Source organism: Cryobacterium sp. AP23 (assembly GCF_054075385.1).
The window spans coordinates 1,106,374-1,132,445 of sequence record NZ_CM133415.1 but is presented as its reverse complement, the minus strand read 5'-3'; the positions used below and the strand labels follow the sequence as shown (position 1 = coordinate 1,132,445).

Genomic DNA, 26,072 nt, shown 5'->3' with positions numbered 1-26,072 from the left:
ATACCACAATAGACTGGAGAGGTCATCGTGAACTTGCATAAACTCCTCGGCCAACGAGAAAAGGAAGGCCGTCCCATCCGCGTCGGCCTGATCGGCGCGGGCCGCTACGGCACCATGTACCTGGCCCAGGCCCGCAACATCCCCGGTGTGCACGTCGTCGCCATCGCCGACATCAATGTTGAGAGGGCCAGGGGAGCCTTTGCGCTCGTCGACTGGCCGGAGGATCGGATGGCGCACACTGTCGCAGACGCTCTGGCGAACCGCACCACGACCATCCTCAAGGACGCCGCTGAGCTTTTCGAGTCAGACATCGACGTCATCGTCGAGGCCACCGGCAATCCCATCGTGGGTATCCATCACGCGCTCCGCGCGATCGAGACCGGGAAACACATCATCATGGTCACCGTCGAAGCAGATGCCCTGGCCGGACCGGCGTTGGTGAAGCGCGCGGAAAAGGCCGGCGTGGTCTATTCGATGGCCTACGGGGATCAGCCGGCGTTGATCATGGAACTCGTCGACTGGGCGCGCACCAGCGGCTTCGAAGTTGCCTGTGCGGGCAAGGGCGCCAAATACCTGGAGCATTATCACGACATGAATCCCGACAATGTCTGGGAGAACTGGGAGTTCTCCAAGGAGCTCACCGACTCCGGACAGCTCAATCCGAACATGCACACCTCGTTCCGCGACGGTACTAAGGCCGCTATCGAAATGGCCGCCGTGGCGAACGCCGCACGCCTCGTACCGTCGGACACCGGACTCACCTTCACCCCGGGAAACGTCGAGGAAATCGCCACGATCTGCCGGCCCAAGGAGGTCGGGGGAGTGCTCGACAATCACGGCAGTGTCGACGTCTTGTCGAGCGTGAACCGCGACGGAAGCTGGATTCCGTTCAACACCCAGGAGGGGGTCTTCGTCGTCGTCAAGGCCACCAACGACTACGTCTCGACCTGTTTCGCCGAATACCCGTGGCATCCGGATCCGACCAACCAGTACGCCGCGCTCTACCGGCCCTACCACTACGTCGGCTTGGAACTGAATATCTCGATCGCGAACGCCGCCCTGCGCGGAATTTCCACCGGTCACCCGGAGGGCTTCTACGGAGACGTCGTCGCCACCGCGAAGAAGGACCTGACGGCCGGCGAGTTCCTCGACGGTGAGGGCGGCTACACGGTGTGGGGCAAGCTGGTGTCTGCCAAGCACTCGGTCGAGGCCGGTGCGCTTCCCGTGGCGCTCGCCCACCACGTTGAACTGGTCAATGACATCGCCAAGGGACAGATCGTGAGCTGGGCCGACGTGATCATCGACGATTCCCTGGCGGAGGCCATCGAACTGCGTCGGGAGACGGAGGCCCTGATCGGCGAGCAGGAGCGGTAGGCGCCTCTAGCCGGTCGCTACGATGTACGAGCGGGCCGAGTCCAGCACCTCGCCGTAGGCGTCGGTGATGATGTTGGCCTCGGCGAGTTCGAGCGACCGGCAGAGGGTGACCTTGTCGAACTTGCTGCTGTCGACGAGCACAAAGCTCTGGCGGCTGTGCTCGTGGGCCAGGCGTTTTTTGGTGGCCTCCCGCACGTCGAAGGTGGTGACACCCGCCACCGTGCTGATCCCGTTGGCTCCCAGGAAAGCCTTGTCGAAATACAGTTCGTGCAACATGCGATCGGTCATCGATCCGGCGACGGAGCCGATCTCGGGGAAAAATGTGCCGCCCAGAAGGGTCACGGTCATCTTCGGGCCGAGCGGGGACGCCAGGATCTGCGTGTTCGAGGTAACGATGTGCACGCGGGTGCCGTGCAGGAACGGCATCATCCGCGTGGCCGTAGTCCCGGAGTCCAGGTAGATCGTTTCGCCGTCGCGCACGTTTTCCGCAGCAGCCTTGGCGATTGCGGCTTTCTCCGACTGGTTGATGAGTGATTTCGCGGCAGCCGGCAGCTCGGTGGGTCGGTCGTCCAGCCGCACGGCGCCGCCGCGGAGGCTGACGATCTGGCCCTGTTGCTCGAGGGCCCGGAGATCGCGGCGCACCGTCGACGGGGAGGCCCCGGTCTCGGCGACCAGTTCATCGATGTGAACCGGGTTACCGTCGCGGACCTTGTCAAGAATCAGTTGCTGGCGCAAAAACAGTTGCATTGGTCATGTCCTCACGCATCGGCATGCTCGATTGGGCACCCACGCCGGTGACGGTGCGGGCGGCGACAAGCGACGCGGCTCTCGCCGCATCTGGTGCAGAGGCGCCCTCGAGCAGGGCAGTCGCAAACGCCCCCACGAAAGAATCCCCCGCACCTGTGGAGTCTACGGCGTGCGCAGGCGTGGCACCGATGAAGAGCACCCCGGTGTCGGCGGCGACATAGCACCCGTGTCGACCGGCGGTGAGGATCACACCGGAGCAGTAACGCTGAAGCGATGTGACGGCCTCGGTCATGGCCTGATGGTCGCTGACGTCGCCCAGGTCCCGGCCGAGGTAGAACTGTGCCTCGTCCTCGTTCACAATGAACCACGAGCACAGGGCCGTCAGGGTTGGGTCGACCGGCCGGGCCGGGGCCGCGTTGTAGATCACCGGCGTGCCTTCGCCACTGGCCAGGGTGATCGCCCGGAAGTTGGCCTCGGCCGGGATCTCGTTCTGGATGATCACGATGTCGGCGGCTGCCAGGCGGTCTCGTTGAGCATCCACCCAGTCGCGGTCGACGGAGCGGTTGGCACCGTCGAAGATCGTGGCGTACACATCGCCGGCGTCGGTGACGTGCACGACGCCCAGGCCCGTCGCGAAGGGGGAGTCACGCAGTATGCAGGTCACTCCCTGCTGCTCGAAGTTCGCCCGGCTTTCCCTGCCGTGCGCATCATCACCGACGGCGCCGAGGAACTCGACGGTGGCACCCAGGCGCGCGGCTTGAACGGCCTGGTTGGCACCTTTTCCGCCGAATGCCGCCCGCATGGCGGTCGCCGACAGCGTCTCGCCGCGTCGCGGCAGCCGGTCCTGGCTCAGGATGAAGTCGTAGTTGATACTTCCGATGACCAGGATGTTTCCGACCGTCATGTGCTGCTCCCGCTCACTGTGAATACCCCGTTCCTGGGGTGATCAACGAGCCGCGCGCTGTTCGCGCCGCCCCTACCAACAAGAGTGAGCCTATGTCCATATGACCGCAATTGCCAAAATGTAACGATTTGGCTGCACAAAAATGACCGAGGGTGACAAAACATGTCATTTCCTGTTAGCGTCACGACTATGAAATTCGCAACCAGACTCAACTCGTTCAACGCCGGCGCTGATGCCGGCGCCGCCCTTCGTCGTGTAGCCGCGGTCGATGGCATCGACTTCGTCGACCTCAACTATCCCGAGCACTTCGTCGACATCGAACCTGAGGCAATGAAAACGCTCCTCGACGAGCTCGGATTGACCCTCAACAGTGTCGCCATGCGATTCCGCAAGGAATTCGTGCACGGCGAGTACAGCAACCGCGACGAAGCGGTGCGCCGGGAGGCCATCGAGCTGACCAAGAAGGGAATCGATGCGGCGGCCGCCGGCGGATCGGACCTCGTCACGGTCTGGCTCGGCTTCGACGGTTTCGACTACACGTTCCAGAAGGACTACGTGAAGGACTTCGGTCGCATCGTCGAGGCGTTCCAGGAACTCGCCGACTACCGCCCCGACGTGCGCCTGAGCATCGAATACAAGCCGTACGAAGAACGTGTGCACTCGGTCGTCCGCAGCCTCGGCGGGACTCTCCATATCCTCAAGCTCATCGACCGCCCGAACGTCGGCGCGACCCTGGACTTCGCACACATGCTCATGGCCGGGGATGCCCCTGGCTTCGGCGCGGCGCAGCTCCTGGCCGAAGGAAAGCTGTGGGGTGTCCACCTCAACGACGGCAATAACGCCCACGACGACGGCCTCATGGTCGCGTCGATCCACCCGTTCGAGACCCTGGAGTTCCTTTACTACCTGCTGCGTTACGACTACGACGGCGTGATCTACTTCGACACCTTCCCGATCCGCGAAGAGGCCGAAGCCGAAGCCGAGGCGAACCTCGCCACGATGGCCCTGCTCCTGGACAAGCTGAAGGCCGTGGGCATCGATCACATCACCGACGTGATCAACAAGGCTGACGGCGTCGAATCCCAGAAGCTTCGCAACGAACTCGTCCGAATCGCGCTCTAACGCGCAACGCCGGCCGACGTTCGAATGCCTCGGCCGGCGGCCTTGACCCGCCATCCATTTGACCTATCAACCCAGCACGACCGATTGACCGCAACGAAGACGTTGCCACAGGCGTAGAACCTGTGTTTTTCCCTTCAAAGATGAAAGGCATCACAATGTTCACATTTCCACGCGCCGCCGGCGCGACCCTGGCCGGCATTGCCGCGGTTGGCCTCCTCGCGGGCTGCACCGCCACACCAGACGGTCCCAGCAGCACAGGTGGGGGTTCGGGTTCGGACACGTCAATCGTCGACCTGGTCGACGCCGACGCGAAGACCGAGGTCACTGAGGTCAAGGAAGAGCTCGGTGAGCCCAAGGGTGGCGAAGGCATCAAGCTCTGCTACGTGACCCGGACGCTGTCCAACGAGTTCTGGGGCTTCGAACAACAGGGCTTCCAGGACGAGGCTGAAAGGCTGGGCGTCGAGTCGCAGACGTTCGACGTGACCGACGAGTCGTCGATCACCGAACAGCTCGACAAGGCGAACAGCGCCATGAACCAGGGCTGCAGTGCGATCCTGGCCTCGCCGATCTCCGCCACCGCTCTGGACACCGTGTTCGAGGCCGCCCTGGAGCAGGGCATCCCCGCAATCGTCCTGAACGACGCTCAGGGAACCGTGCCCGGTGTCGTGTATGTCGGGCCCGACGCCCTGACCATCGGCGCGACGGCTGCTGATTACATCGCGGAGAAACTGCCGGATGGTGGCCAGGTCGCCATGATCGAGGGTGACCCGGGCTCCTCCAACGCTCGTAACCGCGGCGAAGGATTCACGACCGCCCTGAAGGAGCACCCGAACCTGGAGCTCGTTGCCTCACAGAGCGCCAACTGGAGCCAGACTGAAGCCCAGGAGATCGCCACCGCGATGCTGACTGCGAATCCTGACATCAAGGCCTTCTACTCCCAGAACGACGGCATGGCGTTGGGTGTTCAGGCGGCCATCGCCGCGAAGGGCCTAACCGGCGAGGTTGTCCTCGTGGGCACCGACGGAATCCCGCAGGCGAAGAAGCAGATCGTTGACGGCGGCATTACCGCCACGGTCAGCGAACTGCCGGTCACCGAGGGTGCCACCGGCGTCGACGTGGCCCTGTGGCTGCTCGATGGCCAGACCGTACCCGGCTGGGTCGACGTGCCGGCGTTCATCATCGATGCCGAGAACGTGGACGAATACGCCACGGGCATGCCGTAACGGTTCAGCCGACCATTTCAACCTGAAAGGCGATTTTCATGGCCGAACATCTGCTCGAAGTCCGAGACATCGCGAAGTCCTTCCCCGGCGTTCGTGCGCTGGACGGAGTGAGCTTCATCCTGGAGCGGGGCGAGGTGCGAACCCTCGCCGGAGAAAACGGTGCAGGCAAGAGCACCCTCCTCTCCATCCTGGGCGGATCCCTTCGGCCTGATGGGGGATCGATCACCATCGACGGCGTCCGGCGGACGGAATACACGTCCCGCCGGGCGCTGGCGGAGGGTGTGCGGATCGCCCAGCAGGAGCCGGCCATCGTGCCTCAGCTCACCGTCATTCAGAACCTGCTTCTGGGTCTCACCCGAAGCCAACGTGCCACCGCGGGCGAGGACATCGACCGCGCACTCAAGGATGTCGCACAAATGGGCTTTCCAATGGAGGCGCGAACGCCGGTCGCCAAGCTGAGCCCCGCCCAGCGGCACGCGCTCACGATCGCCAGGGCGTTCGCGTTCGACGCGAAGATCGTGGCGTTGGACGAACCGACCACCAGCATGCTCGAGCACAACGTCGAAGAGGTCCTCAACCGGGTGCGGGAGATCGCCCACGGTCGAGGCGTCGGCGTGATCTACGTGTCGCACAAGATGCCGGAGGTGATGAGCGTGTCTGACACTGTCGTGGTTCTCCGTGACGGCAAACCGGTGTTCGATGCTCCGATCCACCAGACCTCCTCCGAGGACATCGTCCGTCGCATGGTGGGCCGCGAGTTGCTCTCCTTCGTGCGGCAACACCCGGTCAAGGCCGACGCCGAGGTGTATTTCGAGGCGACGGGGGTGACCCATCCGTCAGGGGTCGGCCCACTGTCGATCTCGGTGCGCCGCGGTGAGGTCGTCGGAATCGCCGGCCTCGTCGGGTCGGGTCGCACCGAGTTCCTGCGGGCGATGATCCACGCCGATGAGGGAACCCACAGTTCCGTCACCCTCGGTGGGCGAAAGCTCAAGTTGAAGTCGCCTCGAGACAGTCGTACCGCCGGCATCGCGTTCATCCCCGAGGACCGTAAACACCAGGGCCTCGTGTTGCAGACGCCGGCGTTCGCGAATATCTCGCTCACGGCCGACAAACAGCTCAACTCGTTCGGCCCGTTCATCAGCGCCCGCCGGCAGGTGGAGACGGCCGAGGCGATGGGCAAGAGCATGTCGCTGCGGCCGGCGAACGTGAGGCTCAACGCCCGCCAGTTCTCCGGCGGCAACCAGCAGAAAATCGTCATCGGCAAGTGGATGTGGCTGGGCGCCAGCGTCTTCCTCTTCGATGAGCCCACCAAGGGAGTCGACGTCGGCGGCAAAGTCGAGATCTACGAGCTCATCGACCGACTGGCATCCGAAGGCCACGCCGTCATCGTGGTCTCCAGTGACCTTCCGGAAGTGATCTCCATCGCAGACCGGGTACTCGTCATGAAGGCGGGCCAGTTCGTCTCGGAACACACCGGCGACGACATCAACGAACACAGCATCGTGGCAAGCGCCATGGGTGTACCGAAAGGACAGAAATGACTCTCCCGCCCCCGGCCGCAGTCCGGCCGAAGCGCAAGATCAACCTCCAAGCCGTCGGCATCTACGTGGCAGCAGTGGTGCTGTTCGCGGTACTCGGATTCCTCAACCCGAACTTCCTCACGGTCAACAACCTCCGTGACGTCGCGGTGTCGGCGAGCGTGAACGCCATCATCGGTATCGGGCTGACCTTCGTCATCATCACCGCCGGCATCGACCTGTCGGTCGGCGCAGTCGCGAGTTTTGCGGGCATCGTCAGCGCCAACCTGATGGTCAACGAGGGTGTCCCGCCGATGCTCGGGCTCCTTCTGGGTATCTTCATCGGCATCATCTGCGGAACCATCAACGGTTTGCTGGTCACGAAACTGCGGCTGCCCCCGTTCATCGCCACCCTAGGCACGATGAGCGTGTTCCAGGGTTGCGCCTACGTGGCCACGAACGGCCGACCGGTCTACGACATCCCGGCCGAGTTCGTGATGATCCTCAACAGCTACGTGTTCGGCGTGCCGGTTGTCGTCATCGTGGTCGCGGTTGTCGCCATCGGCGCCTGGTTGTTGCTGCGCAAGACCGTCTTCGGTCAGAACGTGATCGCGGTCGGCGGCAGCGAAGAAACCGCGTGGCTGTCTGGCGTGCGGGTACACCGCGTGAAGATCGCCGTGTATGCGATCGCCGGTGGTCTGTCCGCGTTGGGCGGCCTGGTGATCGTCGCTCGAATCAACGCGGCTCAGCCCGACGCCGGCGCATCCTACCAGTTGACCGCCATCGCGGCAGCCGTGATTGGTGGCGCCAACCTGATGGGTGGCGAGGGTCGCATCGCCGGCACCCTGGTCGGTGCCCTCATCCTCGGTGCCCTCACCAACGGTCTGGTGCTGCTGAACGTTCCGAGCTTCTACGAGCAGATCGTCACCGGCCTCGTGGTCCTGATCGCGGTGGTCCTCGATCAGACCAGCAAGGACTGGTCGATGTTCTCCCGGGCCAAGAAGCGCAAGGACGTCGCCGCCCCGCCGACGGCTACCCACCCGTCCGTCAAGATCTAGCCCACCCCCGCATCGCCGGTGCTCATGTCCTGAGTACCGGCGATACTGGGCTCATCGGTCGGGGCGCGCACAGCGCGTTCTCTTTCTCACCCTGGAATGGCTATGACCCGCGAATCCCTCGAACGCCCGACCCTCTCGCTGCTGGGCCTGGGCCCCATGGGCGGCCCGATGGCCGCCAATCTCCTCACCCGGCATGGCCCGATCATCGTCTGGAACCGGTCCGCCGGGAAAGCGGCGGCCCTGGAACCGGCCGGAGCAGTCGTTGCGCACACGCCGGCGGAGGCGGCGACCGAGGTGACGCTCACCGTGCTGCCCGACCTGCCGCAGGTCGAAGGCCTGCTGGGTGGTGCGGACGGGCTGCTCGCTGGCTGGACGGCGCGGGGCATCAGCGCCCCGGTGCTCGTCGTGCACGGCACGGTGTCGCCGATCGCGGTCGCCGATTTCGCCGAGCGGATGCTGGATCAGCACAGCGTGATCGTCGTCGATGCGCCCCTGAGCGGCGGAACCGTCGGAGCCGAACAGGGCACGCTGAGCATCATGATCGGCGGTGAGCCCCATGCCGCAGAGCGCTTGAGGTCGGTGTTCAGCCTGATCGGTAGCACCATCCGGTATCTCGGCCCCAGCGGGTCGGGTGCGATGGCCAAGGCATGCAACCAAATCGTCGTCGCCGGTGTGGTGGCCGCGGTGTCTGAAGCGATGCTGCTGGCCCGGTCCGCCGGACTCGATCTCGACGTCGTGCGGGAGATTCTGCAGGGCGGCCTGGCCCGTTCCGAGGTGCTGGAGCAGAAGGGCGACAAGTGGACCCACCAGGAGTTCAGCGCCGGCGGCAGCGCAAAAAATCAGCTCAAGGACCTGCGATTCATCGCCGACGCCGCTGAGGCCAATCAGCTCTCCCTGCCGACCACCACGGCGGTCACCCGGCTGTTCGCTCAGATGGTTGCCGACGGGGACGGCGAGCTGGACCACACGGGCGTTTACCTGACCATCGCGAAGAGCAGCCGTGACAGCCCTTGAGATCGTGGACGCCCACCATCACCTGACCGACCTGACCCGGTCGTACCCGTGGCTCGAAGGTGCGGTGCGGGATCGGTATCACGGCAACGACCTGCCCCTGCGGCGGTCATACTCGCTCGACGACTACCTGACCGATGTGGGCGACTACCGGCTCCTCGGCTCCGTGCACGTGGAGAACGGCGCGGCCGATCCTCTGGCGGAGGCGCGCTGGATTGACTCGATCTCCGCCGCGCGCACTCTGCCGAGTGTTCAGGTGGCGAAGGTGTCGCTGCTGGCCGACGACGCTCCAGCGCAGCTGGAACGGCTCGCGGCGATACCGAGCGTGCGAGGAATTCGCGACATCCTGAACTGGCATCCCGACCCCTTCTACTCTCATCGGGACCGGGACGATATTCTCACCGATCCCACCTGGCGGGCACACTTCGCACTCCTTGAGCAGCAAAATCTTACCTTCGACCTGCAGGTCTTTCCGGCGCAACTGCGGCAGGCTGGAGAGCTTGCCGCGGCGTTCCCGTCGATTCGAATCATCCTCGACCACGCCGGGATGCCGATTAAACGAGACCGGCAGTCGGTGAACGAATGGCAGCGGGGTATGCGAGCGGTCGCGGCCCAACCCAACGTATTCGTGAAGGTATCGGCACTTGGAACGAACGACCACAACTGGACCATACGCTCCATTCGTCCCATCGTTCTCGAAACCATCGATATTTTTAGCACCGAACGCACCATGTTCGGCAGTAACTTCCCCGTGGACAGCCTGTACTCCGGATTCGCCCGGCTCTACGAGGCTTTCGAAGTACTTACCTCAGACTTTTCGCGTGAAGAGAGACGGTTGTTGTTCTCGGGTACCGCGCTGGAAGCATACAAGTTCGCACCCAACCGACCTACCGCTGAGAAGTTCGCGTGACACTCCGGCCCGTTAATGTGGTCCGCGCCCGCGCTCTGCCCGATGAATCGTCCCCAGCTCCCATCCCTGGGGTGCGAGACGATGTGCTCTACGAGCCACCCGACAGGGCACCCCAGCAGTAACAAAACCCCCGGTCATCCGGGGGTTTTCCTTTGGACTTGATTGTCGACCAATGTCCGAAAACCGCTGGAGTGACCGCTCATTTCGCATATCTCCTATTTTTTATGCCGGTCAGCGATGGAATGTCGACTGGAAGCCTATGCGGAGTCTGAAAGAGATGAATGGAGGCGCGAGGTTTAGGTGTATCGACTTCTCCCCACCAGCACCAACATGGTCGGAGTCGCATGGGAGGGCCTCACGCCCCGGAGCAGTGTCTCGCTTTCTGACCAGTGGGCGCGACTGTACCCGGATGTTGCTCGTGGGGCGCTTGCGCCGGTGCTTCGGGAGGTTGCGGCGTTCGACCCGGCTACGGGAGCCGCGGCCGCACTGGACGAGCGACGCCCGTTCGGAGAATGGTCCTCGCTGTCCGCCAGCAGCAGCGAGCATCTGCTGCCGCTACAGCGACGTGGCGCTTTCGACCTTCGCCCCTGCCCTCGCGAATGTTTCGCGAATCCATCGATGTTCGGGGTCCGCATCAAAGAGCGGATGCCACCAGAGGGCAGTCAGCACGGGGGAGGGTTCGAAAGGCGCCTTCACCATGCGGAGTCCTCCAGAACGGATGGCCCGTTCGGCGACGCGACGCTGTACAAGGGCGATCCGTCGGGTGCCGATGAGGAAGTCTGGGATGGCGAGGAAGCTCTCGACTACGGCGGCAACGTCGGGCTCGATGCCCAGGTTTTGGAGCTGTCGGGTGGCCAGGGTGAAGGCCTGTTTGGATTGGTAGGAGTAGACCCAACGGCATTCCCGCAATGCGTCCAAAGCCATCCCTTCCGCAATCACTTCGTTCGCCTCGTCGGCGAGGACGACCCAGTCGTCGTGCCAAAGATCGGTGTGGGAGAGGCCCTCTAGAAAGCCGTGAGGGAGAATCATTCCGTCGATCGTCCGGAGTCTCATTTTCGCTTCGTCAACAATGGCGGGGCTAAGGAGAGAGAGCCGCAGCCGCACTCCCGGTGCGCTTTCCTCGACAAGACGGGAGACGACCGGTCCGATGGTGCGCATTCCGAAGTCGGACGAGTAGAACGAGAATTCGCGAGTGGATTCCGCAGGAGACCAGTCGGCCTGGCTCTCAAAAACCCTTCGGGCCGCATCCAGGGCGATCGCAGCGTGCGGGGCGAGTCGAGCGGCGAGAGGGCTGACGTCGAAGCCGTTTCCCCGCCTTATGAGGATCGGGTCTTCGAATTGACGGCGGATTCTGGCAAGTGAAGCACTCATCGCGGGCTGGCTCACGCCGAGGCGGTCCGCCGCCCTCGTGACACTCCGATCGGTGAGAAGGGCATCGAGAGCGAGCAACAGGTTGAGGTCCAGTCGCGAGAGCTTGCGTGATTCGGACAATGACTTCTCCCTCGAAGTGCATAACGTCGTTGGATATCGAGTATGCCCGAATTCACCTTCCCTGATGAACGGGAAACTTCGATGCTGGATCCAGCGAGAACCACCGTCGGCTCCCCGGAAGGATCAAAGATGATCAAGCTGCTCTCCCACTTATCGTTCGTAACGATCACGTCTCCCGACGTCGAAGCATCAGTCCGGTTCTATGAGGATCACGTCGGACTCAGCGTCGTAGACCGTCTCGACGGCGCCGTCTACCTGCGCTGCTGGGGCGACTACTACAAGTATTCGGTTGTCATCGTCCGCGGAGATGCGCCCTCACTTGTAACGATGGCGTGGCGGACATCGAGCCCGGAGGCCCTGCGAGAGGCTGCTGATCGCGTTGAGGCGGCTGGAATCGTCGGCGAATGGACAGATGTGCCGGGCCTCGGTCTGACGTATAGCTTTGTAGGGCCGTGGGGACACAATCTCACCCTTCACTGGGACGTGGAACGGCACGTGGCGGCGGCCGGGGTTGACTCGATCTATCCAGATCGCCCGCAACGCCGCAGCAAGGTCGCCGGTGCCCCCCGGCAGCTGGATCATGTCACCATCGCGGCCAGCGATGTCGACGCATTTGTAACCTGGTACCGCGATGTGCTCGGCTTTCGGATCATGGCCCGCACGCTCCTGGACGAGGCGCCCCTGTCCGTGTTTTCGGTTCTGACGACCAACGAGAAGTCGCACGATCTCGGGGTCGTCCTTGATGGCTCATCACAGCCAGGCCGGTTTAACCATTTCGCGTTCTGGGTCGACACCCGGGAAGAACTCCTCATCGCCGCAGACACACTGCTCGAGAATGGTGTGCCGATTGAGTACGGTCCCTCCGTCCATGGCATCGGCGAACAAAGCTTCCTATATTACCGTGAGCCCAGTTCTCTGCGCATCGAAATCAACACGGGCGGCTACCGCAACTACGTGCCGGATTGGGAACCGAACACCTGGCGGCCGTCCCTGGGGTCCAATAACTTCTACCGCAACAGTGCAATGCCGATGTCAATGACGGAATCATTCCCTGCGGCGGACGGACCCAGCGCGACCGAGGAGGGGGTCCCCGACGAAATCCGGGATGCTCTGATCAACCCGTACGCCCAACACGGCCGGGGTTGAGCAGCGTTGACTTCCATCAACCCAGCAACCGCGCACCGAGTAGTGATAGCGGGGCACTTCGCGCTGGCCCGGTTCCGCGTCGGAACGTCCATCCGGCCCGGGCTCGTTAGGGACGGCAGGGTTCGGGAGCTGACCGCGGCGGACCTGGGAGCGAAAGATCTCAATGAGTTTCTCGCGGCGCCGGACTGGTCCCGTTTGGACACGCTCGCGGAGTCTGACGGCCCGTGGATGCCGGTGCAGGACGTCACTCTTGTCGCACCAGTCGAGCCACGCCAAGTGTTCCAAGCCGGAGCGAACTACCGCGAGCATGTCATCGAACTCGTCGTCTCCGGGCGGCGCGGCGACGACTCTCGGTCGGACGAGGAACTCCGGCTCTGGGCCGCCGCGATGATGGACGATCGCCGGGACAACGGCATCCCGTACATCTTTGTCGGCCTGCCCGCGTGCGTTGTCGGCGACGATGAGCCGCTCGTCCTGCCGTCGTATAGTGACCGGCACGACTGGGAACTTGAATTGGCGGCCGTGATCGGGGCGCCGGCGTTTCGGGTAGGGCCGGAGTCGGCCCTCGACCACGTGGCCGGGTACACGATGGTGAACGACATCACCACCCGTGACCGGGTCTTCCGTCAGGATATGAAGGAGATCGGCACGGACTTCTTTCGTGGCAAGCACGCACCAGGGTTCCTGCCTACCGGTCCTTACCTCACCCCTGCGCGTTTCGTGGACAGCACGAACCTGACGATCCGGCTCGAGCTGAACGGAGAGGTCATGCAGGATTCGTGCACGTCCGACCTCGTCTTCGATGTCGCCGCGCTCGTTTCCGCTGCGTCCCAGACAATGCCTCTGCTGCCCGGCGACCTGGTACTGACGGGAAGTCCGAGCGGCAATGGTGCTCACCATGGCCGCTGGCTTCGAGACGGAGACGTCATGACCGGGTCCATCTCCGGCCTCGGCACTCAAATCGTTCGTTGCGTCGCAGAAATTGCATCATCCGGGGCCGACCACTCTTAAATCGATCGTTCGCCCACCGTAGATACAACCAGAACAAGGAGGTTCTGAAATGACCGCAGTGAAGAAGGTGGCTATCGCCGGGTGCGGGATGGCCGCGCTGGCAACCGCAATCCGCTTGGCTCGAGCGGGCGTCGAGGTCGACGTTTTCGAGTCCAAGCCTGAGCTGAGTGCTCTCGGGTCGGGAATCACGCTGCAGGGGAACGCGCTCCGCGTGTTCGGGGAGCTCGGTATCTGGGACGACATCCGGCCTCTCGGCGCCGCCGTCGACGGTTTGCGGCTGCGGCTACCGGGGGCCGGCGCGCCGGTGCTTCAGGAGCTGCCCGACATCAAAAGCGGTGGACCGGACTATCCCGGATCCTTCGGCATCTACCGCCCCGTGCTCGCGAACGTGCTGCTCGAGCACGCACGGAGCGCGGGCGCACGTATCCACTTCGGTAGGAAAGTGACAGCGCTTGAATTGACCGACGACGCGGTCAGACTGTTCGTTGATGGAGAAAGGGCCGGTGATTTCGATCTGCTGGTCGGCGCCGACGGACTCCACTCCACCGTCAGGCAGCTGATCGGGATCGACGTGGAGCCCAAGCGGACCGGAATGGGAGCATGGCGGGCGTTTGTTTCCCGACCGGTCGAGGTCGTCACAAGTGAACTTTTTTACGGCGGGCCTGTCTATATTGCGGGGTACACCCCGACAAGTGACGACACGATGTACGCGTTCCTCGTGGAAGCGGCCCAAGACCGGTCGGGGCTCAGCGCGGCGGAAGCGACGCAGGTCATGATCGAGGAATCCCGCGCGTATCACGGCCCGTGGGACACCATCCGTGCCGACCTGGAATCCGGGGCTAGCGCGCACTACTCATGGTTCACTCAGCACCTGGTGCCGGCGCCGTGGAACCGTGGCCGCGTGGTCGTGATCGGTGATGCGGCGCACAGCTGCCCACCGACGATTGCTCAAGGAGCGGCGCAGGCCCTCGAAGACGCATTCGTGCTGACCGAACTCATCATTGAGCGGGATGCCCTCGACCAGCAACTGTGGGACGAGTTCCATGCTCGACGGTTGCCGCGAGCGCAGGCAGTCGTTGAAGCATCGGTGCAACTCGGTCAGTGGCAGATTGACGGCAACCGCGACGCGGATGCCGGTGGACTGATCTATGGCGTCGGTCAGAAGATGGCGCAGCCGGCATGATTGCCTCCCATCAAGTCGATCTGACCGACCATTTGTCGCCCCCGGAGTCCGTCACCGGACAGCAAATCGGCTGGAAGGCCGGACTCGGCAGCCCGGTTAGCATCGCTGCGCTCGGCTTGAGGGGTCCGCTCGTCGGGCGTCTCATTGAAGGGTGCGAGTACTCGTCAGGCAGCACCATCGACGTCTCAGGCTGGATCAGCCCCCGCCTTGAACCGGAAATCGCGGTGCTCCTCGGCAACGATGTGCACGACCCAACCAACCTTCGGCAGGTCGCTGACGCCATCTCGGCGGTGGTACCGGCTTTCGAGATCGTTGACGTCACCGGTCCTCTCGACGACCGGAGCGCAGCCCTGGCGGCCAACATCTACCAGCGCCGCATCGTACTCGGGGCTCCGAGTGTTTACGAACCAGGAAAACGGTTCCGCCTCAGTTTGACCAGCGGCACAGAGCTACTCGAGGCGCGCGACCACGCGGAAGCCGCCATCGGCAGCATCCTCGACGTCGTCGCGCACGTCGCACGAGTAGCGCAAGCCAACGGGGAGCAGGTGCGGGCCGGCGACCTGATCATGACAGGTTCCCTGATCCCACCCATCCCCATACTGCGACCCGAGTACACCTCGTGCATGGGGCCGCTCGGAAGCGTCACAATCCGGATCACCGGGCAATGACCGGCGCACCCGAGCTCTTGAACGAATCGACCGTCATCCCCTGGGCGAAGGGACAAGGGATAGTTCCAGAAGGTCACCCGCTCTGCGCGCGGGCACTCGCCGGCGGAGTGTCGAATATCGTGCTGGCCGTGAAGTGGGAAAGCGGAGGCGTTGTCGTCAAGCAGTCACTCCCGCAACTCCGCGTGGCCGACCGATGGGACTTCGATCGCGCCCGCATCATCACAGAACGCAAGGCGCTCAGCTACCTCCAGACAGTGATCCCCGGCCACGTTCCAACGGTCGTCGGCGCAGACGACGACGCCTTCGCCTTCGCCATGACTTATGTGCCTGCTGGGGAAGTATGGAAGGCGCAACTGATGCGCGGCGAACTGAGCAGGTCAACCGCCCGCGCCGCAGCCGACATCCTCGCAACGATCCAGCTCGCATCCCGAGTCGACCACGCCGCGCTCGAAGACTTCGCCGACAGGATGCCGTTGATACAGGGACGCATCGAGCCTTACCACCGCGCCGCAGCCCAGAGGAACCCGGAACTCGCGCCGATCGTCCATGCCCACGCCCAACGCCTGATCGAATCGCGAGACGTCCTCGTGCTCGGCGACTTCGCTCCAAAAAACCTCCTCGTCGACGGCGACACCGTCGTCGTCATCGACGTCGAAGTGGCCCACCTCGGCGACCCATGCTTCGATGTCGCCTTTCTGCTTACCCATCTGATCCTCAAGCACATCGTCCTACCTGGTTGCACCACAGATCTCTTGGAATTGGCGACCGAGTTCTGGCTCACCTATCAGACACGCTGCGGAGCGGCAGCCGCGCCCGAAGGTGACGTTGTGATTGCCGTCGGCTGCCTGCTCCTCGCCCGAGTGGACGGCAAGTCCCCGGTCGAGTACCTGGGGGTCCACGGCCCGTCAATCCGGGCGACCGCCCGGGACATCCTCACGACAGGTGCAACAGAGCCGCTGCTCGCCGTTCTCGCGCGAGCGCTTCACGAACAGGAAACATCATGAACACTTCCCCAACCATCGATTCCATCATTGGACGTGAGATCCTCGACTCTCGTGGGCGACCAACCGTCGAGGCGGAACTGCGGCTGACCGATGGCACAGCCGTCATCGCCAGCGTCCCGTCCGGGGCATCGACCGGCCGGCACGAGGCAGTCGAGCGGCGCGACGGTGACGATCGCAGATTCAGAGGTCTCGGCGTTCGAGATGCCGCCCGCTCAATCAGTACCGAGATTTCGAACCGGCTGCGCGGTATGACCGTCGACCACAGCGAAATCGACCGGGTGCTGATCGACCTCGACGGAACCGCCGACAAGAGGCGACTCGGCGCGAATGCAATCCTCGCGGTCTCCCTCGCCACGGTCCGGGCGGAGAGCCGACTCGCCGGCCTGCCGCTCTGGCGTCACCTCGGAGGCGACGCTGAGGTGACGTTGCCTATGCCGATGGTCAACATCATCAGCGGCGGGCTGCACGCCGGCAGGCAGCTCGACTTCCAGGACTTCCTGGTTGTCCCGGTCGGCGCTGCCAGCTACAGTCAGGCGATCGAATGGGTCAGTGACGTCCGGGCCGCGACAGGCGACATCCTGAGGGAACGTGGGTACTCACTCCTCACAGCCGATGAAGGCGGGTTCGGTCCCGCGCTTCGTAGCCATGAGGAGGCACTTGAGATTCTCGATGAAGCTGTTGTGCGTGCGGGACGCGAACTCGGCAGCGACATCGCTTATGCGCTCGACGTCGCCGCGAGTCATTTCTATAACAGCTCCAGCGACCGCTACAGTCTCGCCTCCGAGGGTCGCGACCTCAGCGCCGACGACGTCATCGACGTGCTGGAGGGCATGGTCGACCGGCACCCCATCATCTCCATCGAAGACGGTCTCGCCGAAGACGACTGGGCAAATTGGCCCAGACTCATGGCCAGGCTCGGCGGGCGGGTCCAAATTATCGGTGACGATCTCTTCACCACCAACCCGCGACGGGTCAATCGGGGCATCGCCGAGAGCTCCGCAAACGCCGTCCTGGTCAAGATGAATCAAATCGGAACAATCTCAGAGACGTTCGAGGTGCTCCAACTCGCAAAGGCACAGGGCTGGGCAACTGTGATCTCAGCCAGGTCCGGCGAAACCGAGGATAGCGCGCTGGCCGATCTCGCCGTCGGATGGCGCGGGGGGCAGATAAAGATCGGCTCGATCACGCAGTCCGAGCGCCTCGCCAAGTACAACCAGCTGATGCGCATTGAAGAACAACTGGGAGACAACGCGGTGTTCGCGGGGCGTTCCGCGCTGGCTGCGAGTGCGTCGTGAGTCGGCCACGGGTCCTGATCACGGACTACACGTGGCGGGATACATCCGTAGAGCGAAGGGTGTTGGCGGAAATCGACGCGGAGGTGATCGAGGCTTCCGACGGTTCTGAGGACACCCTTGTTGCGCTCGCGCCCGGAGCAGACGCCATAATGACCTGCTTCGCCGAGGTGACTCCCGCTGTCATAAGAGCTGCCGGTGCGTCCCTCCGCGTTGTCGCCCGATACGGCGTCGGAGTGGACAACATTGCGGTGGAGGAAGCGACATCGCTGGGAATTCCCGTCACGAACGTGCCCGCCTACTGCGTCGATGAGGTGGCAGAACACGTGCTTGCGATGATCTTCGCCCTGGAGCGGAATCTCCTTTCCTACAATCGCGGAGTGCGGGACGGCGACTGGCGGCTGCGCACTGAATTCGGCACACGACGAATCAGCGGCCGCACAATCGGAGTGATCGGCGGCGGCCGGATCGGCTCGGCGCTCCGCGCACGGTGCGAAGCACTCGGGATGCACGTCCTCGTCCATCACCTTCAACGATCGAGCACTTCAGACCTGCACTCATTCTTGGGCCGATGCGACTACGTCTCCCTCCACGTGCCCCTCACCGCCGAGACGCGTGGAATGGTTAACGACAAGTTTTTTGCAGCGATGCGGCCTGACGGGTTCTTCATCAATACGGCCCGTGGCGGCGTAGTCGATCACGGCGCACTCGAGCGCGCCCTGTACGAGAAGCGGATCGCCGGGGCAGGCGTCGACGTGTTCGATCCCGAGATTCTGCCAGCCGACCACCCCCTGCTCGCGCAACCCAACCTGCTGGCGACACCCCACACCGCGTTCTACTCGGTGGAATCGATCGAATCTCTCGCGGAACAGGCAGCCAGAAGCGTGGTCGATGTCCTCTCCGGCCGCCCACCGCAAAGCGTCGTCAACGGCTGACACACGCAGTCTGTCGCTGGCGAGTTGTGTGTGCGGGGCAGCCCACCTTGCGCGCGCTGGAGCGCCACGTCCGCGATGCCTGCGCCGATCGAATCAGTCCTCCCGGTCGGTGGCACGCGAAGTGCTGAGCGCGTGGAGTGCTCCGGCGATTGCTCCGCCCGCGGGCGGCGGCAAGAGGTAGAAAGCCGCCACGAGTGGGCTGTGGGCAGACCAGTCCGTCTGGGAACGGAAGCTTGGAGGGTCGAACCGGAATCGACCTCCTGCGAATCCTCCTCGACATCGCCCGCCGAGATGAAGCGGATTTAGAGGCGATGCGCTTGTTTGCGATCATTTCCGCTGAGGCCGGCGATCCCGAACACCCCAGGCACGCCTACTTCGCTCGGCGGTACAACCTTGTCGTAGAAAACCTGACCTCGGCACTGGAGGTCGCGGAAGCGGCGGGAGAGCTTACCGAAGGCATCGTCCCCGCCGATGCGGCGCGCATGTATGTTGCGCTGTCGGACGGGCTTCAGGTGCAGTCCTTCTACGACGCGAGGCATTACACTGAAACGTTGACGGTCGCGCTGCAGGCCATGCTTCGCGTTTCGCTGTGATTGTGGGTTCTGCGGGGCGTTTGCGCCTCATTTCTTTCGCGACGTGGCCAGGTAGCGCATCGACTCGTCCGAGGAATTCACCATTGCTCGGTATCGGCCCCCCGGTCGGGCCGAGGGATGATTCGCGGGCAGATAGGCGGACTTCAGCGCTTCCGCAATCTCGGCGGCACAGTTCAAAAGCGTGCGCACTATCGGGTTGCTCGGCTGCGAGTCTCGTGGAACGATTGCAGCCAGCGAGGCAATGCACTCGCCCGACGGGCCGAAGACAGGCACCGCGATCCCGCGCGCGTCCGGATGAATAAATCCGTCACCGATGATGAATCCTTGGCGCCGCACCCTGTCCAGGAGGCGCCGGATCTCGGGCTCGTCGGTCGCCGTTAGCTCAGTGAACCGAGTGCGAGCCGATGCGAATACGTCCTCTTGTACGTCGTCGGGTGCATGGGCGAGAAGGACCAACCCACTTGTCGAAGCATGCACGGGCAGTCGTCCACCAACCAGGGTCACGTTCACCACTGCGTCTCGCGTAGACAACCGTTCCAGGAACAGAACGTCGTGGTGCTCCAGCACGCCGAGCTGAAGGTGCTGGCCGATGAGGTTGTGAGCCGCCTGCATTGAGGGCATCGAGAGCTCGCGGAGACCCAGCGCGCCGGGCGTGCGGCAGGCCAGTTCCCAGAGCCGGATTCCGAGTCGGTAAGTTCTATCCGGTTGACGCTCCAGAAGCTTCTGCGACTCGAGTTCGCTGAGAATCCGATGGGTTGTGGAAAGGGGCAGGCTACTGAGCTTGGAGACTTGCGACACCGTCAGGAAGGCTCGGCCAACATCGAATACGCCCAAAACATCGAGGTACCGACTCAACACCGATCGCCCGGCCGACCCGTTCGCCACAGCGTCCCCGCTTCTTTGTTTCCGTTCAATAGAAACACCGTACCTCCTCGGGACTGGGCGGCATACGGTTACCGAATAATTGCTGGCGTCAAGGAGGATGTCGTGATCACCACCACTTACCCGACCTCAGGCGGCTCACGGGATGTGACGTCGAAGGGTCTGATTCTGGAAGTCGCGTCGAAAGAGTCGATCGCCGAGGGAGTCGTCGAGCTCATCCTGCGGCGACCTGACCGGACCCGCTTACCCGATTGGACCCCGGGAGCGCACATCGACATCTCGCTCGAAAACGGGATGACCCGCCAGTACTCACTCTGCGGAGACCCGTTCGACGCATACTCGTATCGCATCGCAGTTCTCAAGGAGGCCGACGGCCGCGGAGGCTCGGCATTCATTCACGATCACCTTGAGGTCGGCTCGACTGTCGGCCTCGGCGGTCCACGGAACAACTTCGCCCTCAACCCATCGCCCCGGTACCTGTTCGTCGCCGGAGGCATCGGCATCACGCCGCTGCTGCCGATGATGCGCGCCGCCGACCAGCTGGGCTCTGAGTGGAGTCTCGTGTACCTGGGTCGAGCCAGCGAGCGGATGGGATACCGGATTGAGCTCGCCGCTCTCGGAGATCATGTCCGGCTTCATACCTCCGGCAATTGCGGAAGGGCAGACCTTCCAGCGATCTTGGAGCAGTGCGACGATTCCACCAAGGTGTACGCGTGCGGGCCGCCATCTCTGATCGACGGCATTCAGGGACTGACTAGCGCGTGGAGGCCAGGCCAGGTCTACACCGAGCGCTTCAGCGCGAAGGCGCAAGAGGCGCCCGCTCGTTCTACTCCCTTCGAAGTGGAATTCGCCGACTCCGGAATAGTTCTCACGGTACCGCCCGGTGTGAGCGTCGCCTCAGTCGCGCGCCAGGCGGGGTCTGCGATCCTCACCTCATGCAATATCGGCGTTTGCGGCACCTGCGAAAGCCGGCTCCTCGGCGGTATACCGGACCATCGTGACTCGCTCCTGACGGATGAGGAACGCGAAGCCGGAACGTATTTCTATCCCTGTGTGTCTCGAGCCAAGTCCGACCGTATCGTGCTGGCCCTCTAGAGCTGAAAGGTAATTCCCATGCACACAGTGCCGTCCATTCCCATCCTCGAAAACACGGAAGACCCGTTTTCCGAGGAACTCCTGGCCGATCCGCTCGGATTTCACGAGCGCTTGAGGGAGGCATCTCCGGTCGTCTACCTCTCGCACTACGACCTCTACGCTTTCTCAAGGTACGAGATGGTGCGTTCGGCGTTGCTCGACTGGCAGGGCTTCCAATCCGGCGCGGGGGTGGGCCTGAGCAACTTCAAGACAGAGAAGCCCTGGCGCCCGCCGAGCCTGCTGCTCGAAACCGACCCGCCGCACCACGACGCGCCGAGAGAGACTCTGAGCAAGATTCTTGGTCCACGATCGCTCCGACAACTGGCCGTCAAGTGGGCCGCGGATGCCGAGAAACTGGTGGACGAAGTTCTCAGCAAGGGATGCGAGTTCGACGCCATCGAGGAATTCGCGGAAGCGTTTCCACTCCGAGTCTTCCCTGATGCCGTCGGCATCCGTCAGGAAGGCAGAGACGACCTTCTGCCCTACGGAGATCACCTCTTCAACTCATTCGGGCCAGAGAACTGGCTGGTGATCAGAGGGCAGCCGGGGATCGGCCACATCGCGGGAACGATGAACGAAATGTGTGCTCGTGACCAGTTGACGCCCACCGGCTTCGGGGCCGAGGTGTGGGCAGCTGCGGACCGGCGGGAGATCACCGAGGCACAAGCCCCTCTGATTGTTCGGTCCTTGTTATCCGCGGGCGTGGACACAACGGTCCATGCCATCGGAGCCTTGCTTTACGCGATTGCAGCCAACCCTGACCAATGGCAGCGGCTCCGACGCGACCCATCGCTCGTCCGTAACGCCTTCGACGAAGCGATCCGCCTTGAGTCACCGGTGCAAACCTTCTTCCGAACCGCCACTGACGACATCATGATCGACGGATGCCTCGTACCCGCCGGCAAGAAGATCCTGATGTTCCTGGGGGCGGCGAATCGCGATCCGCGACGGTGGGTGTCACCGGACGCGTTCGACGTACATCGGGACCCGTCCGGTCACGTCGGGTTCGGCATGGGAATCCACCGATGCGTCGGCCAGCATGTGGCTCGGCTTGAGGCCGTCAGCCTCATCACAGCGCTGCTCGACCGGGTCGAATCCATTGAATTGACGGGGACGCCGAGGAGGCACCTTAACAACACCCTGCGTGCTTTGGCATCTCTGCCGGTGCGAGTGACCGAAGGCGAACGCTAACGAGCCATCGCCGCGCCCGCGGGCCTGCCGCCCGACTCGGTGGAGAGGTCCCGCATGCACGTGTCTATGAGGCAACGTGGGTCGCTACTGCAGCGCTTTGATCCAGGCTTCCAAATATCAGGAACTCAGGCGTTGGCGCGGGGTGATTTTTGAGACGAGTTGATGCCGTCCGGCCGCCCTGCGGCACTCATGAGGCCGTGACCACAAACGCACCAGAAACCCAGCGTCGTGACCAGAATGAGCCCGTATCAGTCCGTGGCGGCGCGTACACTAGATCCATGAAAACCGCGGAAATCCGCGGAATTCCGCCCCAGTTGCGGGGGAGTGGCACGGCCGAGACGCCTATCATTTGTTCTTGGTTCGAGTCCAGGTACCCCAGCAGTAACAAAACCCCCGATCATGCGGGGGTTTTTTCATTTCTACTTCACGGTTGACTAATGTCCGAAAAACGCTACGGCGACGGACAGATTTGGCTTGACTCTCGTTCTTTAGGCCGGTCAGCGATGAATTCCTGATTTGGATCCTATGAGAAGTCTGAATAGACATGAATAGGGACGCAAGGTTGTTGGTTCGAATCTCCTATGAATACCCGCTCATCAGGGGATATGAAACCTACGCCTGAGCATTTCGGTGCCACCCGTACTCGAAGCCCGGAAATCCGCGGTTGGCGTGACCAGAATCGCGCCACAAGGCAACTTCAGCTGCTGGCATCGCTAACTGCAGGCTTTACGGCATCAACAGCGAGGGCGACTGACGGCATCGAGACGGCGGCCCGGCAGCTTCTGACCACGGGATGCCGAACGAGCGGCCGTGCAAGGTCCTCCCGCAACTGAGCTCGAGGCCCTAACCTCCAATGCAGCAGCGAACTCGTATGAGATCTTGAGCCCGTATCCGAACCTGCCGGCGCCGATCATCGCCACCGCGTGGGGTATGCGGCTCCAGGTAGAGAGTGCAGGCGACCCTAGGCCGAGCGAATTCCTCTCCACCTATCTGCAGGGTCCACAAACCTCCGAACCCGGCGCTCCCTGTTCTGGCGGAGTCCAAGGCTGAGAGCTCCCTCGGGGCTGAGGACCATTCTTTATCGTTTCTTCGTCAAACCTGCACCGAGAGGCCCGGGTAATGGGGCCACAGTCATGACAAGACATTCCGATAGGAGGAAGTAATGGTCATGAATGCGTGGCTGATTCTCGCCGGAATTTGTGTGGTATTCGTCATCCTCGGTGTGTGGGCGGTCGCTCAGATCTTCCCCGTGAATAGCCGGGGGACTGACACACCACCGGAGGACGCAGTCCACCAAACCAAACCCCAGAAAAGAGAAGGTCCATGAACGGGCACCACCACGGCGGCAAGTCCCATCTCATCGGCATGATGGTGATCGGTGTCGTCATCCTCGGCGGGCTGCTTGTGGCCGGCAGGTCGATCGATGAGGCGCTTCCCGTCGCCGCGGTTTTGGCTTGCCCCGTGATGATGATCGGAATGATGTTCATGATGATGCGAAGCGGCAAAGCCAAGGGCAGCGACACCTCAAACGACTCCCACCTTCAAGCCGCCACCGACGAACCCGTAAAGACCACGACCCAGGCTTGACCCTCGGGCGTTCGCCCCGTCCCGACGGCACGGCGCTGAGTCCGTGCACTTTTGAAGGAGCAATACATGGAGCAGGTCCTGCTCTCCACCACGATTCTCGCCTCGTTCTTAGGCGGTATCGTCGCCCTATTGGCCCCGTGTTGCGTGTCGGTGATGTTGCCGGCGTTCTTCGCGTCCAGCTTCCGCCGTCGCGGCCGGATCCTGGGAATGACATTGGTTTTCGCTGCAGGTGTCGGCACGATCATCCTGCCCATTGCGTTGGGGGCCGCGATCGTGAGCCGCGCCCTGGCGCAGTACCACTTCTGGATATTCAGCGTGGTGGGAATTGGCATGGTCGTTGTTGGTGTCGCCACGTTGGTGGGGTGGAAGTTGATGCTCCCGATGCCGTCGGGGAAGAGTTCAGGGTCAGGAATTGGCTCCGTGTACGGCTTGGGCGTGTTCTCTGGCGCGGCGAGTGCGTGTTGTGCACCTGTGCTGGCCGGAGTCGCCGCGATGTCGGGGGCAGCGTCGTCCATCTCTACCGCTGCGCTGGTGGGAATTGCTTACGTCTTCGGCATGGTCGCCCCGCTCTGCGTCCTTGCGCTGGTGTGGGACCGGAAGGATTGGAGCAACAGCCGGCTGCTCACGGCTCGCACTGTTGCGTTGTGGCCCGGCGGGCGCCGGCTGCCGCTGTCAAGCCTGTTGTCCGGTGCCTTGATGCTCGGGATGGGCATCGTCACCATGATCATCGCGGTTCGCGGTATTGGCATGGCGCCTGATGGCTGGCAGGTGAGGGTCACCGCTTGGCTGAACCACGCAGCGGTGGTTATCCAGCAGTCCATTGGTTTCATCCCCGGCTGGCTCTCTGCGCTCGTGGTCTTCGCCGCCCTCGCCGCCCTCGTGTGGAAGGCGCTGCGCGCTCGGCGCTCACAGGCCGGTCACACCGCTTCGGCGACAGAGCCAAACACGGCAGAACAGGTTGCGGCCGGTGCGACCACTCCGGCATGTCACGACAATGCAAAGGAATCGAAGTAATGGCATCACGCAATAAGAGGCCGGCAGCAGCGATGCGGCCGCTGAGGAAGAACACCAACCGCCTTGCCGTGCTGATCGGTGCCGGCGTGGTCGTGGCTCTTTTCGGCACCTTCTTCCTCGTTCTCGCCCAGCAGCCCTCCGCACCCGCCCAGACGGCCCAGTCTGCTCCTCTGGGCAGGAGCGCCGATGCGGCCGACTACGCGGTGGGATCTCCGGGAGTGGGGGAGATCGCCCCGGGATTCGCGATGGAGTCCACAACGGGGGACACCGTGGATCTGAGCGACTACTCGGGCAAATCGGTGCTCCTGTACTTCCATGAGGGACTGGGCTGCCAGCCGTGCTGGGACCAGATGCGTGACCTGGATGCCTCATCCGACCAGCTCGCCGCCGCCGGAGTCGACGATGTGCTCACGATCACCAGCGGACCGGTAGACCTGATAGCGCAAAAGATGGACGACGACAAGCTCGCTTCTGTCGCGCTGGCGGACACGAAGATGGACGTCATCAAGGAGTACGGGGCGAACGATTACGGCATGATGGGCGACTCCCGCGCCGGTCACAGCTTCATCCTCGTCGGGCCCGACGGCGAGATTGAATGGCGTGCCGACTACGGCGGCGCACCGGATTACACAATGTACGTGTCCATGACCGACTTGCTCGCCGACATGAAGGCTGCCGGGGTGAGCGGATCATGATGATCACCGTCCTGACCCAGGAATCATGTCCGTCCTGCGTGAACGCCAAGAACACCTTGGCGCAGCTCAGCGACGAGTACCCCCTGGACATCGTAGATATTCCACTGGCTTCAGCCGAAGGGCGTGAGCTTGCCAACCGGGTCGGCATCGTTTTCGCCCCGGGCATCTTGATCGACGGCGAGCTGTTCAGCTACGGCCGCCTGTCCGAAAAGAAACTGCGCCGCCATCTCTCCTCACTGGAGTGGCCTGCCACACGCTCACCCGCGAGCCCCAGCTAACGGAGCGATGATGGTCAATCACCTCACCCGGCGCACCTTCCTAGGCGCGACCCTTGGCGCGACAGCGACAGCGGTCCTTGCCTCATGCACAACGGGCCCCGG

General features: G+C 63.2%; 26 protein-coding genes. 22 read left to right on the top strand and 4 right to left on the bottom strand.

The window, feature by feature from the left end; all coding sequences use genetic code 11:
• Window positions 1–27: 27 nt before the first annotated feature.
• Entirely contained in the window at window positions 28–1,374 is a 1,347-nt protein-coding gene (locus ACU5E9_RS05355; protein WP_456812585.1) for an NAD(P)H-dependent oxidoreductase, read from the top strand.
• A 6-nt stretch (window positions 1,375–1,380) separates the two neighbouring features.
• On the opposite strand, the gene ACU5E9_RS05350 is transcribed toward ACU5E9_RS05355, so the two are convergent.
• The gene (locus ACU5E9_RS05350) at window positions 1,381–2,121 is read right to left on the bottom strand and encodes a DeoR/GlpR family DNA-binding transcription regulator (protein ID WP_456812584.1); all 741 of its coding nucleotides are present in this window, start codon (window positions 2,119–2,121) and stop codon (window positions 1,381–1,383) included.
• The gene (locus ACU5E9_RS05345) at window positions 2,087–3,025 is read right to left on the bottom strand and encodes a ribokinase (protein ID WP_456812583.1); all 939 of its coding nucleotides are present in this window, start codon (window positions 3,023–3,025) and stop codon (window positions 2,087–2,089) included. The genes ACU5E9_RS05350 and ACU5E9_RS05345 overlap by 35 nt, the downstream gene beginning before the upstream one ends.
• A 189-nt stretch (window positions 3,026–3,214) precedes the next feature.
• Here ACU5E9_RS05345 and ACU5E9_RS05340 point away from each other — a divergent pair, with 189 nt between their 5' ends.
• The 6 genes from ACU5E9_RS05340 to ACU5E9_RS05315 all read left to right on the top strand — a co-directional run bounded on the left by ACU5E9_RS05340 (window position 3,215) and on the right by ACU5E9_RS05315 (window position 9,866).
• The gene (locus ACU5E9_RS05340) at window positions 3,215–4,147 is read left to right on the top strand and encodes a sugar phosphate isomerase/epimerase family protein (protein WP_456812582.1); all 933 of its coding nucleotides are present in this window, start codon (window positions 3,215–3,217) and stop codon (window positions 4,145–4,147) included.
• A 155-nt stretch (window positions 4,148–4,302) separates the two neighbouring features.
• Window positions 4,303–5,370 carry a sugar ABC transporter substrate-binding protein gene (locus ACU5E9_RS05335; protein WP_456812581.1) on the top strand — a complete coding sequence of 356 codons (1,068 nt, stop codon included), beginning with the start codon at window positions 4,303–4,305 and terminating at the stop codon, window positions 5,368–5,370.
• 38 nt (window positions 5,371–5,408) lie between these two features.
• Window positions 5,409–6,911 (top strand): sugar ABC transporter ATP-binding protein, encoded by a 1,503-nt coding sequence (locus ACU5E9_RS05330; RefSeq protein WP_456812580.1) that lies wholly within the window; start codon window positions 5,409–5,411, stop codon window positions 6,909–6,911.
• Complete coding sequence (locus tag ACU5E9_RS05325; RefSeq protein ID WP_456812579.1) at window positions 6,908–7,945, top strand: ABC transporter permease; 1,038 nt, start codon at window positions 6,908–6,910, stop codon at window positions 7,943–7,945. Before ACU5E9_RS05330 ends, ACU5E9_RS05325 begins: the two co-directional genes overlap by 4 nt.
• Before the next feature lie 102 nt (window positions 7,946–8,047).
• On the top strand, window positions 8,048–8,959 hold the full coding sequence (locus ACU5E9_RS05320; protein ID WP_456812578.1) for an NAD(P)-dependent oxidoreductase: 912 nt from the start codon (window positions 8,048–8,050) through the stop codon (window positions 8,957–8,959).
• A complete protein-coding gene (locus ACU5E9_RS05315) occupies window positions 8,946–9,866 on the top strand; it encodes an amidohydrolase family protein (RefSeq protein WP_456812577.1) in 921 nt (306 codons plus the stop codon). The genes ACU5E9_RS05320 and ACU5E9_RS05315 overlap by 14 nt, the downstream gene beginning before the upstream one ends.
• A 555-nt stretch (window positions 9,867–10,421) precedes the next feature.
• Here the strand turns inward: ACU5E9_RS05315 and ACU5E9_RS05310 are convergent.
• Window positions 10,422–11,357: a LysR family transcriptional regulator gene (locus ACU5E9_RS05310; RefSeq protein WP_456812576.1), complete on the bottom strand. Its 936-nt coding sequence runs from the start codon at window positions 11,355–11,357 to the stop codon at window positions 10,422–10,424.
• Window positions 11,358–11,486: 129 nt separating this feature from the next.
• Here ACU5E9_RS05310 and ACU5E9_RS05305 point away from each other — a divergent pair, with 129 nt between their 5' ends.
• From ACU5E9_RS05305 to ACU5E9_RS05270, 8 genes are all read left to right on the top strand, one after another.
• Window positions 11,487–12,503 (top strand): VOC family protein, encoded by a 1,017-nt coding sequence (locus tag ACU5E9_RS05305; protein ID WP_456813499.1) that lies wholly within the window; start codon window positions 11,487–11,489, stop codon window positions 12,501–12,503.
• Window positions 12,504–12,509: 6 nt separating this feature from the next.
• Window positions 12,510–13,514: a fumarylacetoacetate hydrolase family protein gene (locus ACU5E9_RS05300; protein ID WP_456812575.1), complete on the top strand. Its 1,005-nt coding sequence runs from the start codon at window positions 12,510–12,512 to the stop codon at window positions 13,512–13,514.
• Between the two features lie 49 nt (window positions 13,515–13,563).
• Window positions 13,564–14,697 carry an FAD-dependent monooxygenase gene (locus tag ACU5E9_RS05295; RefSeq protein WP_456812574.1) on the top strand — a complete coding sequence of 378 codons (1,134 nt, stop codon included), beginning with the start codon at window positions 13,564–13,566 and terminating at the stop codon, window positions 14,695–14,697.
• Window positions 14,694–15,365, top strand: a complete 672-nt coding sequence (locus ACU5E9_RS05290) for a fumarylacetoacetate hydrolase family protein (protein ID WP_456812573.1) — start codon at window positions 14,694–14,696, stop codon at window positions 15,363–15,365. The genes ACU5E9_RS05295 and ACU5E9_RS05290 overlap by 4 nt, the downstream gene beginning before the upstream one ends.
• The gene (locus ACU5E9_RS05285) at window positions 15,362–16,369 is read left to right on the top strand and encodes a phosphotransferase family protein (protein WP_456812572.1); all 1,008 of its coding nucleotides are present in this window, start codon (window positions 15,362–15,364) and stop codon (window positions 16,367–16,369) included. Before ACU5E9_RS05290 ends, ACU5E9_RS05285 begins: the two co-directional genes overlap by 4 nt.
• Window positions 16,366–17,664, top strand: coding sequence for a phosphopyruvate hydratase (eno, locus tag ACU5E9_RS05280; RefSeq protein WP_456812571.1), 1,299 nt, complete (start codon window positions 16,366–16,368; stop codon window positions 17,662–17,664). Before ACU5E9_RS05285 ends, eno begins: the two co-directional genes overlap by 4 nt.
• Before the next feature lie 62 nt (window positions 17,665–17,726).
• Window positions 17,727–18,596 carry a C-terminal binding protein gene (locus ACU5E9_RS05275; protein ID WP_456812570.1) on the top strand — a complete coding sequence of 290 codons (870 nt, stop codon included), beginning with the start codon at window positions 17,727–17,729 and terminating at the stop codon, window positions 18,594–18,596.
• Window positions 18,597–18,829: 233 nt separating this feature from the next.
• Window positions 18,830–19,189 carry a hypothetical protein gene (locus tag ACU5E9_RS05270; RefSeq protein ID WP_456812569.1) on the top strand — a complete coding sequence of 120 codons (360 nt, stop codon included), beginning with the start codon at window positions 18,830–18,832 and terminating at the stop codon, window positions 19,187–19,189.
• A gap of 27 nt (window positions 19,190–19,216) precedes the next feature.
• Here ACU5E9_RS05270 and ACU5E9_RS05265 read toward each other — a convergent pair whose 3' ends face one another.
• Window positions 19,217–20,074, bottom strand: a complete 858-nt coding sequence (locus ACU5E9_RS05265; RefSeq protein WP_456812568.1) for an IclR family transcriptional regulator — start codon at window positions 20,072–20,074, stop codon at window positions 19,217–19,219.
• Between the two features lie 102 nt (window positions 20,075–20,176).
• On the opposite strand from ACU5E9_RS05265, the gene ACU5E9_RS05260 reads away from it, so the two are divergent.
• The 7 genes from ACU5E9_RS05260 (at window position 20,177) to ACU5E9_RS05230 (ending at window position 25,970) form a co-directional block, all read left to right on the top strand.
• Window positions 20,177–21,166: a PDR/VanB family oxidoreductase gene (locus ACU5E9_RS05260; protein WP_456812567.1), complete on the top strand. Its 990-nt coding sequence runs from the start codon at window positions 20,177–20,179 to the stop codon at window positions 21,164–21,166.
• Window positions 21,167–21,184: 18 nt separating this feature from the next.
• Window positions 21,185–22,396 (top strand): cytochrome P450, encoded by a 1,212-nt coding sequence (locus ACU5E9_RS05255; protein ID WP_456812566.1) that lies wholly within the window; start codon window positions 21,185–21,187, stop codon window positions 22,394–22,396.
• Window positions 22,397–23,206: 810 nt separating this feature from the next.
• Window positions 23,207–23,446 carry a DUF3105 domain-containing protein gene (locus tag ACU5E9_RS05250; protein ID WP_456812565.1) on the top strand — a complete coding sequence of 80 codons (240 nt, stop codon included), beginning with the start codon at window positions 23,207–23,209 and terminating at the stop codon, window positions 23,444–23,446.
• A gap of 273 nt (window positions 23,447–23,719) precedes the next feature.
• Window positions 23,720–23,983, top strand: a complete 264-nt coding sequence (locus ACU5E9_RS05245) for a hypothetical protein (RefSeq protein WP_456812564.1) — start codon at window positions 23,720–23,722, stop codon at window positions 23,981–23,983.
• Window positions 23,984–24,049: 66 nt separating this feature from the next.
• On the top strand, window positions 24,050–24,997 hold the full coding sequence (locus tag ACU5E9_RS05240) for a cytochrome c biogenesis CcdA family protein (protein ID WP_456812563.1): 948 nt from the start codon (window positions 24,050–24,052) through the stop codon (window positions 24,995–24,997).
• On the top strand, window positions 24,997–25,692 hold the full coding sequence (locus ACU5E9_RS05235) for a peroxiredoxin family protein (protein WP_456812562.1): 696 nt from the start codon (window positions 24,997–24,999) through the stop codon (window positions 25,690–25,692). The genes ACU5E9_RS05240 and ACU5E9_RS05235 overlap by 1 nt, the downstream gene beginning before the upstream one ends.
• Entirely contained in the window at window positions 25,689–25,970 is a 282-nt protein-coding gene (locus tag ACU5E9_RS05230; protein WP_456812561.1) for a glutaredoxin family protein, read from the top strand. The genes ACU5E9_RS05235 and ACU5E9_RS05230 overlap by 4 nt, the downstream gene beginning before the upstream one ends.
• Window positions 25,971–26,072: the final 102 nt, after the last annotated feature.

Excerpts from the sequence above, each read along its gene's own strand:
- ACU5E9_RS05350 (WP_456812584.1), bottom strand. The coding sequence starts at position 2,121 with ATGCAACTGTTTTTGCGCCAGCAACTGATTCTTGACAAGGTCCGCGAC.
- ACU5E9_RS05345 (WP_456812583.1), bottom strand. The coding sequence starts at position 3,025 with ATGACGGTCGGAAACATCCTGGTCATCGGAAGTATCAACTACGACTTC.
- ACU5E9_RS05340 (WP_456812582.1), top strand. The coding sequence starts at position 3,215 with ATGAAATTCGCAACCAGACTCAACTCGTTCAACGCCGGCGCTGATGCC.
- ACU5E9_RS05335 (WP_456812581.1), top strand. The coding sequence starts at position 4,303 with ATGTTCACATTTCCACGCGCCGCCGGCGCGACCCTGGCCGGCATTGCC.
- ACU5E9_RS05330 (WP_456812580.1), top strand. The coding sequence starts at position 5,409 with ATGGCCGAACATCTGCTCGAAGTCCGAGACATCGCGAAGTCCTTCCCC.
- ACU5E9_RS05325 (WP_456812579.1), top strand. The coding sequence starts at position 6,908 with ATGACTCTCCCGCCCCCGGCCGCAGTCCGGCCGAAGCGCAAGATCAAC.
- ACU5E9_RS05320 (WP_456812578.1), top strand. The coding sequence starts at position 8,048 with ATGACCCGCGAATCCCTCGAACGCCCGACCCTCTCGCTGCTGGGCCTG.
- ACU5E9_RS05305 (WP_456813499.1), top strand. The coding sequence starts at position 11,487 with ATGATCAAGCTGCTCTCCCACTTATCGTTCGTAACGATCACGTCTCCC.
- ACU5E9_RS05295 (WP_456812574.1), top strand. The coding sequence starts at position 13,564 with ATGACCGCAGTGAAGAAGGTGGCTATCGCCGGGTGCGGGATGGCCGCG.
- ACU5E9_RS05290 (WP_456812573.1), top strand. The coding sequence starts at position 14,694 with ATGATTGCCTCCCATCAAGTCGATCTGACCGACCATTTGTCGCCCCCG.
- ACU5E9_RS05285 (WP_456812572.1), top strand. The coding sequence starts at position 15,362 with ATGACCGGCGCACCCGAGCTCTTGAACGAATCGACCGTCATCCCCTGG.
- eno (WP_456812571.1), top strand. The coding sequence starts at position 16,366 with ATGAACACTTCCCCAACCATCGATTCCATCATTGGACGTGAGATCCTC.
- ACU5E9_RS05255 (WP_456812566.1), top strand. The coding sequence starts at position 21,185 with ATGCACACAGTGCCGTCCATTCCCATCCTCGAAAACACGGAAGACCCG.
- ACU5E9_RS05245 (WP_456812564.1), top strand. The coding sequence starts at position 23,720 with ATGAACGGGCACCACCACGGCGGCAAGTCCCATCTCATCGGCATGATG.
- ACU5E9_RS05240 (WP_456812563.1), top strand. The coding sequence starts at position 24,050 with ATGGAGCAGGTCCTGCTCTCCACCACGATTCTCGCCTCGTTCTTAGGC.
- ACU5E9_RS05235 (WP_456812562.1), top strand. The coding sequence starts at position 24,997 with ATGGCATCACGCAATAAGAGGCCGGCAGCAGCGATGCGGCCGCTGAGG.
- ACU5E9_RS05230 (WP_456812561.1), top strand. The coding sequence starts at position 25,689 with ATGATGATCACCGTCCTGACCCAGGAATCATGTCCGTCCTGCGTGAAC.